5 protein-coding genes are annotated in these 7,148 nt (G+C 74.1%); 2 read left to right on the plus strand and 3 right to left on the minus strand.

Annotated features, from left to right (window positions below):
- Nucleotides 1–554, plus strand: a 554-nt coding sequence (locus G5C65_RS27470; RefSeq protein ID WP_165301695.1) for a LuxR C-terminal-related transcriptional regulator, incomplete at its 5' end; no start/stop codon positions are given.
- A gap of 91 nt (nt 555–645) precedes the next feature.
- Here G5C65_RS27470 and G5C65_RS27475 read toward each other — a convergent pair.
- Nucleotides 646–1,557, minus strand: a complete 912-nt coding sequence (locus tag G5C65_RS27475) for an alpha/beta fold hydrolase (RefSeq protein ID WP_165301703.1) — start codon at nt 1,555–1,557, stop codon at nt 646–648.
- A 134-nt stretch (nt 1,558–1,691) separates the two neighbouring features.
- Nucleotides 1,692–2,744, minus strand: a complete 1,053-nt coding sequence (locus G5C65_RS27480; RefSeq protein ID WP_165301697.1) for a mechanosensitive ion channel domain-containing protein — start codon at nt 2,742–2,744, stop codon at nt 1,692–1,694.
- Between the two features lie 275 nt (nt 2,745–3,019).
- On the opposite strand from G5C65_RS27480, the gene G5C65_RS27485 reads away from it, so the two are divergent.
- Nucleotides 3,020–3,559 carry an HNH endonuclease gene (locus G5C65_RS27485; protein ID WP_165301699.1) on the plus strand — a complete coding sequence of 180 codons (540 nt, stop codon included), beginning with the start codon at nt 3,020–3,022 and terminating at the stop codon, nt 3,557–3,559.
- 30 nt (nt 3,560–3,589) lie between these two features.
- On the opposite strand, the gene G5C65_RS27490 is transcribed toward G5C65_RS27485, so the two are convergent.
- Nucleotides 3,590–6,982 carry a beta-N-acetylglucosaminidase domain-containing protein gene (locus G5C65_RS27490; RefSeq protein ID WP_165301701.1) on the minus strand — a complete coding sequence of 1,131 codons (3,393 nt, stop codon included), beginning with the start codon at nt 6,980–6,982 and terminating at the stop codon, nt 3,590–3,592.
- Nucleotides 6,983–7,148: the final 166 nt, after the last annotated feature.

A 7,148-nucleotide genomic window follows, 5' to 3' on the forward strand; every position in this document is an offset into this window, starting at 1 on the left:
GCGGGGACGGGCGGGCCGCCGTCGAGCTCGCCGGCCGACTGCGCCCGGACGTGGTGGTGATGGACGTCCGCATGCCGGTCCTGGACGGCATCGAGGCCACCCGGCTGCTGGCCGGAGCGGGGGTGCAGGACCCCGCCAAGGTGCTCGTGGTGACGACCTTCAACCTGGACGAGAACGTCTACGAGGCGCTGCGTGCGGGTGCCAGCGGGTTCCTCCTCAAGGAGGCGCCGCCCGCCCAGCTGCTGCACGGGATCCGGACCGTGGCCACGGGCGCGGCGCTGCTGGCCCCCGAGGTGACGCGCCGGCTCGTGGGCACGTACGCGGTCCGGATCCGGCCCGCCGAGAGCGCCCCGGACGACACCCCGCTGACGCCCCGCGAGCTGGAGGTCCTCCGGCTCCTCGCGAACGGCCTCTCCAACAGCGAGATCGCCGCGTCCCTCGTGCTCAGCAAGGAGACCGTCAAGACCTTCGTGTCCCGCATCCTGACCAAGCTCGAACTCCGCGACCGGGTGCAGGCGGTCGTCTACGCCTACCGCCGGGGGCTGGTGTCCTGACGGGGGAGGCTGGTCGCGCGGTTCCCCGCGCCCCTCCGGGGCGCACGGAAGTGCCCCGGCGGCAGCCGCGGTCCGCAGGGCACGGGCCGGGTCACTCCGCGATCTGCGTGGTGACGCGCTCGATCGCCTGGACGGCGACGGCGGGCTGCTCGGCGTAGATGTAGTGCCCGCTCTTCTCGGCGGTGCTCAGCTTGCTGCGGCTGGAGATCGCGAGCCACTTGTGCTGGCCCCTGGCCCACGCCCGCTCCATCGCGGGCCCGTACTCGGGAACCTCCGCGAGGTACTTCTTCCCGTGCTGGATCACCTCCACCGGGATGTCTCCGGCGGACCGCACCGGCCCGTCGGGCACCGCGAGCTTCTCCGGCTGCCGGCCCTTCAGGATCGCGAGGGTCTGGTCGCGCAGCTTGACCGCGGGGCCGGTGGCGGACGCGGGGACCTCCTTGGTGAGGTCGGCGCGCTGGGTCGGCGAGGTGGCGTCCATCAGCACCAGCCCCTTGACCCGGTCCTGATGGTCGGGGGTGTACCGGGCGGCGATCACCCCGCCCAGCGAGTGTCCGGCGAGGACGACGGGAGTGCTGCCGGCGACCCGGTCGAGCACCCCGGTCAGCACCTTCCCGGTGCTCTTCAGGGTCTGCGGCCCGCCGGGCTTGTCGCTGGCCCCCTGGCCGAGCCGGTCGAAGGAGCAGACCCGGTGCTTCCTGCTGAGGGTCTTCTGGAGGGCGGCCGTCTTCGTCAGGTCGTCGCCGCCTCCGGACAGCAGGACGACGACCGGCTCGCCGTCCGCCGCACGGCCCGCGCAGGAGACGTTCACCGACCGGCCGCCGACCTTGATCTTCTTCGTTCCCGTGAACGAGTCCTGACCGGCCTTCTGCTGCGCAGTGGCGGAGGCGGACGCGTCCCCGTCCGCATCCGACTTCGAGGACTCCTCGCAGCCGACCAGCCCCACCCCGGCCACGGCGCAGCACAGCGCGACCACGGCAGCCGCCCTGCTGTTGCGGACCATCATGTTCTCCCGTCAGAGCATTCGTACCGCGGCCGGAGCGCCGCGGCTGCCCTGAACGCTACGGAGCCGGTGCCCGGGAATCGTCACCACTCGGTGGACACCTGCGTGTAGCTCGCCCGGGGGACGGGAGGGGATCAGCGGGGGCTGGTGTTGGGCTCCCGCTGCGGCTCGCGGTGGTCCTGGAAGGGGATCTCCTCGCCCCTCCGCTGCCCGCCCTGCACCTGGGAGGCCCGCAGCACCAGCGCATCCTCGTCGACGACCTCGATACCGCGCCGGTCCAGCGCCTGCTTGATCCGCCAGCGCAGCTCCCGCTCCACGCCCAGGTTCTTCTCCGGCATCGTCTTCGCCGAGACCCGCAGCGCCATCGAGTCGAGCGTCACCTCGTCCAGGCCGAGCACCTCGACCGGCTCCCACAGCAGCTCGTCCCAGGGGGACTCGCGGGCCATCTCCGTGCTCGCGGCCAGGATCGTGTCCCGGACGTCGTCCAGGTCCTCGCTCGTGCGCACCCGGACCTCCAGCACGGCCGTCGACCAGCCCTGGCTCAGGTTGCCCACTCGTTTGATCTCGCCGTTGCGGATGTACCACACCTCGCCGGCGTCGCCGCGCAGCGTCGTCACCCGCAGCCCGATCTCCAGCACCGTGCCGGACGCCTCCCCGACGTCGATCTGGTCGCCCACTCCGTACTGGTCCTCCAGCAGCATGAACATGCCCGTGAGTACGTCGGTCACCAGGTTGCGCGCCCCGAAGCCGATCGCGACGCCCGCGACACCGGCGCTGGCCAGCAGCGGCGCGAGGTTGATACCGAGCCCGGAGAGGACCGTGAGCGCCGCCGTGCCGAGGATGATGAACGAGGCGACGCTGCGCAGTACCGACCCGATCGCCTCGGACCGCTGCCGCCTGCGCTCACTGGTGACCAGCAGCCCGCGCAGCGCGTTTCCGCTGTCCGCGACTTCGGCCCGGCGGTTCATCCGCGTTATCAGCTTGCTGATCGCCCGGCGGATGATGGCGCGCAGGACCACCGCGACGACGAGGATGAGGACCAGCCGCAGCCCGGCGGCCAGCCAGTCCGCCCAGTTCTCCTCCAGCCAGCCCGCCGCCTCTTCCGCGCTGTCCTGGGCGTCCTCCAGCGACGACGAGGGACGGCGGTCCTCGGGGGTCGGGTCAGCGGCGCCGATCAGCCAGTACACAGGGAGACCTTCCGTGTGGGACACGCCCGCCCGGCAGTCATTCGGGCGCGGTGACCACACTATCGGCGCACGACGTTCACACGCGGGGTCACCGAGCAGTATGAGTCCAACTGTTCGAGGGAGGGAGCAGGGGCCACGGGGGATGCAGTCGGTGTGGTTGAAAACACGCCTCGAAGGTTGCCCGGTCGTGGTGGCGCTGCCACCAGGGCACGGGACACACTGAGGGGAGATCGTCCCGGCGCGAGCCACGCGCCGCCGACGCACAAGGAGGCACCGTGCCGCATGTCCTGGTCCTCAACGCGTCGTACGAGCCGCTCGGCGTCGTACCGCTCCGTCGCGCGCTCATCCTGGTCCTCAACGAGAAGGCGATCAGCCTGGAGGACTCCGGCGCCCTGATGCACAGCGCGACCCGTGTCATACCCGCGCCCAGCGTCGTCCGGCTGAAACGCTTCGTGAGAGTGCCCTTTCGCGGAGCCGTTCCCCTCACCCGCCGTGCCCTGTTCGCCAGGGACGGCGGCCGTTGCGTGTACTGCGGTGGCGTCGCAACCAGCGTCGATCACGTCATTCCGCGCAGCCGCGGCGGACAGCACGCCTGGGAGAACGTCGTGGCGGCGTGCCGCCGCTGCAACCACGTCAAGGCGGACCACCATGTCGCCGAACTCGGGTGGCGGTTGCGGCACCAACCAGCGCCGCCCTCCGGCCTCGCGTGGCGGATCATCGGCACGGGGCATAGGGACCCGCGTTGGCTGCCCTACCTCCAGCCATACGGCGCGGACGACGACCTCGCCCGGATCGACGGCAGATCCACTGCCTGAGACCCGGGCGATGTTGTTGTCGGTGCTCTTTCACCGGGCCTGTCGTGCATGCCGGCCCTTCGCCGGGCGGTCCGCACGGTGGGCCCCTCCGCCGTCCCCGCCCTTGCCGTCTCTGCCGCTCTTGCCGTCGTCCACGGCGTAGACCTCGACCGACCAGAGCGAGTAGCCGAACTTCGTGGCCCGCACGTCCCCCTGGACGCGGACATACCGGGTGTCGTCCGGCGCGTCCATCCGCACCGACTCCCGGCCGCCCTTGCCGTCCCGGACGGTCGCGGCCGTGCGCCACCGCTTGCCGTCCGGCGAGACCTGCACGCGGTAGCCCTTGGCGTACGCCTCCTGCCAGCGCAGCACCACCTGGCCCACCCGCGCCGGACGGGCCAGCCGCAGCTGCACCCACTCGCCGTTCCGCGCGGGCGAGGACCAGCGGGTCCGCCGCTTGCCGTCGTTCACCGCGGAGGCGGGGAAGTCCGGGGTCTCGTCGGCCGACGACGAAGCGTCGGCCCGCCGCGCCAGATCGGGCCCCGAGGTCCGGGGGAAGGCGCGCACCGTCAGCGTGCCCCGCGCGCCCCCGAACGAGACGGGGACCCGGTACGTCCCCGGCTTCAGCGAGGCGTCGGCCGTGATCCGCAGCGGCACCCGTACCGAACTGCCGCGCCGCACCGTCGTCCGCGCCGGGGCGCGCACCGTGATCCCCTCGGGCGCCCTGGTGACGACCCGGCCCCGGGTGTCCGCCGGGCGGTGCCCGGTGAGCCGTAGGTCCGTCCGGACGGCGTCGCCGCCGACCGCGGCCTCGACGGACGGGTCGTCCAGGGCGAGCGAGGTGTCCGGGCCGTCGGCGTACCAGGGGCTGATCTCGTGCACCACCGGCGCCGCGGAGTCCTCCGCCCACACCAGGCGCAGCGCGTCCGCCTGCGTGCCCCGCCCGGCGAGCTGGGTCCAGCCGCTGTCGGAGAGGCCGCCCAGGGAGCGCCAGCCCTTCCCCGGGACGTGCGCCTCCACCCGTGCGCGCGTCCCCGAGTGCGGCTGCGTCCGCACGGTCACCGCGTCCAGCGGGCGCCGCCCTGCCAGCGCGACGGTGAGCGCGGCGGGGCCGTCGTCCCCGGCGTGCGCCGCGCCGGACCGGGACGGCGGTACCAGCATGGGCGGGCTGTCCGGGGTGAAGACCCCGGCGGCGGGGGCGCCCGCGGCGCGGTAGGCGGTCGCCGGGTCGCCGTCGGCGGCGGCGGACAGCGGGTGGCCGGGCAGCGCGTCCGGTCCGCCGCGTACGGTCAGCGGCCCCGAGGGCGCGTGCCGTCCGCCGCTCCCTCCGCTCTCCTTGCCGCCGCCCTTCCCGTCGGCGGAGCCGGGACGGTCCCCGCGCCCCTTCTTCCCTTCCTCTTCCCCTTCCCCTGTCCCCTTCCCTTTCTCCTTACCGCTGTCCCGTGCGTCCCGCGCGTCCTGCGCCAGCCCCGTCCACGCGTCCGACTCCCGCAGCGCCCGGTCCGCGAACCGGGCCAGCACGCCCTTGCCGACCGTGGCATCGCTCTTCCGGCTCTCCGCGCGCAGCCGCGTCACCTCCAGCCGGCCCTGCCACGCGGCCGACCCGTCGCCGCGCGCCTGCGCCTGCAGCATGCCGACCGCGCGCTCGCCCGCCTCGCCCAGCCGCCCCAACTGCTCCAGCCACGGGCGCACTTCCCGGCCGAGCGCTGCCGGGACCCGCTCGGGCGCCGTGCGCATGGTGCCGAACGCCTCCCGCAGCGGCCGCGCCGCCGCCGTCAGCTCCTCGTCCGTGCCGCCGTCGTACGCCTTCCAGAAGGCGCTGATCAGCGGGCGCAGATACGCCGACTCCTCGCCGCCCAGCAGCGACGAGGCGTCGTTTCCCGCCAGGGCGTGGACGGCGGCGCGGGCGCGCGGATCCGCGTCCCGGCCGCCCGCGGCCTCGTCGATGGCGGCCCGCCAGGACTCCGCGGGGCGGTAGCCGCGCGGGTTCCAGGCGTAGTCGGCGGAGGTGAACAGCGGAATGCGGGAGGCCAGGGGCTGCTCCATGGCCTGGGTGAGCAGCGCGGCGGAGCCGGAGGCGACGGCCGGGTCCCGGCCCTGGTACGGGCCGAGGAAGACGCGGTCCCGCGCGTAGTCGTTGACGGGGTAGTTGTCCACGGTGACGAGCGGGTGCTGCGGGAACGCGTCGCGGGTCCGCGTCAGCTCGGTGCCCGTGATGGTGCGCGGCACCACACCGACACCGCTCCACGCCACCCGCACCCGGTCGTCCAGCTTCTCGGCGAGCGCCTTGCGGTAGTCGGTCTTGCCCTTCTGGTAGAACTCCGTCGGCATGACGGTCAGCGGTTCGGCGTCCGGGTGGCGCTCGGACAGGTGCTCGTTCAGCGCGTTGGCCAGCTCGGCCTGCGCCCTGGCCGCCGACTCCGGGCCCCGCCCGTAGCGGTCCGCGTCGGAGCCGCAGTGCCACTCGGTGTAGCTGACGTCCTCGAAGCGCAGCTGGAAGGCGCCGAAGCCGAGCGCCCGCATGGCGTCCACCTTGCGCAGCAGCGCCTTGCGGTCGCCGTCCGAGGAGAAGCAGAAGCCCTGCCCCGGCGAGACGGCCCAGCCGAGCGTCACATGGTTGCGCTTCGCGCGCTGGGCCAGCTCCCGGAAGTCGGCCCGCTGAGCCGCCGGGTACGGGTCGCGCCAGTGGGCCGCCGTGCGGTACGGGTCGTCCCCGGGCGCGTAGAGATAGCGGTTCTGCTTGGTGCGGCCCAGGAAGTCGAGCTGCGCGAGCCGCTCCCGCTGGCTCCAGGGCTCCCCGTAGAAGCCCTCCGTGGTGCCGCGTACGGAGGTGGCGGGCCAGTCCCGTACGACGACGCCGGGGAAGCCCTGGCCGCGCTCGTCCCGCGTGGCCAGCTGGCGGAGGGTCTGCGCGGCGTGGAACAGCCCGTCGGTGCCGGTGCCGTCGAGCGCCACGGTGGGCCGTCCGGCGTCCCGCCCCGCCGCCAGCCGGTACCCGCCGTCCGGCAGGTCTCCCTGCTCCGGTGCGCCCAGCTCCCGCAGGGTGCGCTCCGCGCCGCGAGCGCCCGCGTGCACCACCAGTCCGCCGGGGGGCAGCGGTTCACCGGGGCGTATCTCGTGAACGGTGCGCACCCCAGTCTCGCGGAGCGCCTCCCGTAGTACGTCGAGCGCCGCCGCGTCCGTCTCGTCACCGGCGACCAGGGTGGCCTCCGAGCCCGCGGGAACGAACGCGCCCTGGCCCCGTATCGACTGCGGGCGCGGCCAGACGGCGGGCAGCCCGCTCTCGCTCGTGTCGTCGTCCGGGGAGCCGGTCGCCGGGCCCTCCGGATGCGGCGGGGGTGCCGCCTGAGCTGTGGGGGCGCCGCTCAGCAGGCCCCCGAAAACCGCCGCGGTGAGGGCGGCCGCGCCGACCCTGCCCCACTCGCCGCGTGCCGTTGCGCTCACCGCGCCGCCTCCCCTGCTGCGTGTGTTCCGGCCCGCCTTGTCTTCCCGGGGAGCACCCTAGAGGTTTGTGCGGCACCGTGAGCCCCGCACGGGGGCGCGCGCCCCGCGGCGAAGCCGCAGCGGACCCGGGCCCCGCACCCCGGGCGGGGTGGAAAAGGTGGTGTGG

Origin of the sequence: Streptomyces boncukensis (genome assembly GCF_011045075.1) — a bacterium.
Taxonomy (GTDB): domain Bacteria; phylum Actinomycetota; class Actinomycetes; order Streptomycetales; family Streptomycetaceae; genus Streptomyces; species Streptomyces boncukensis.

Excerpts from the sequence above, each read along its gene's own strand:
- G5C65_RS27475 (WP_165301703.1), bottom strand. The coding sequence starts at position 1,557 with ATGGTCCGCAACAGCAGGGCGGCTGCCGTGGTCGCGCTGTGCTGCGCC.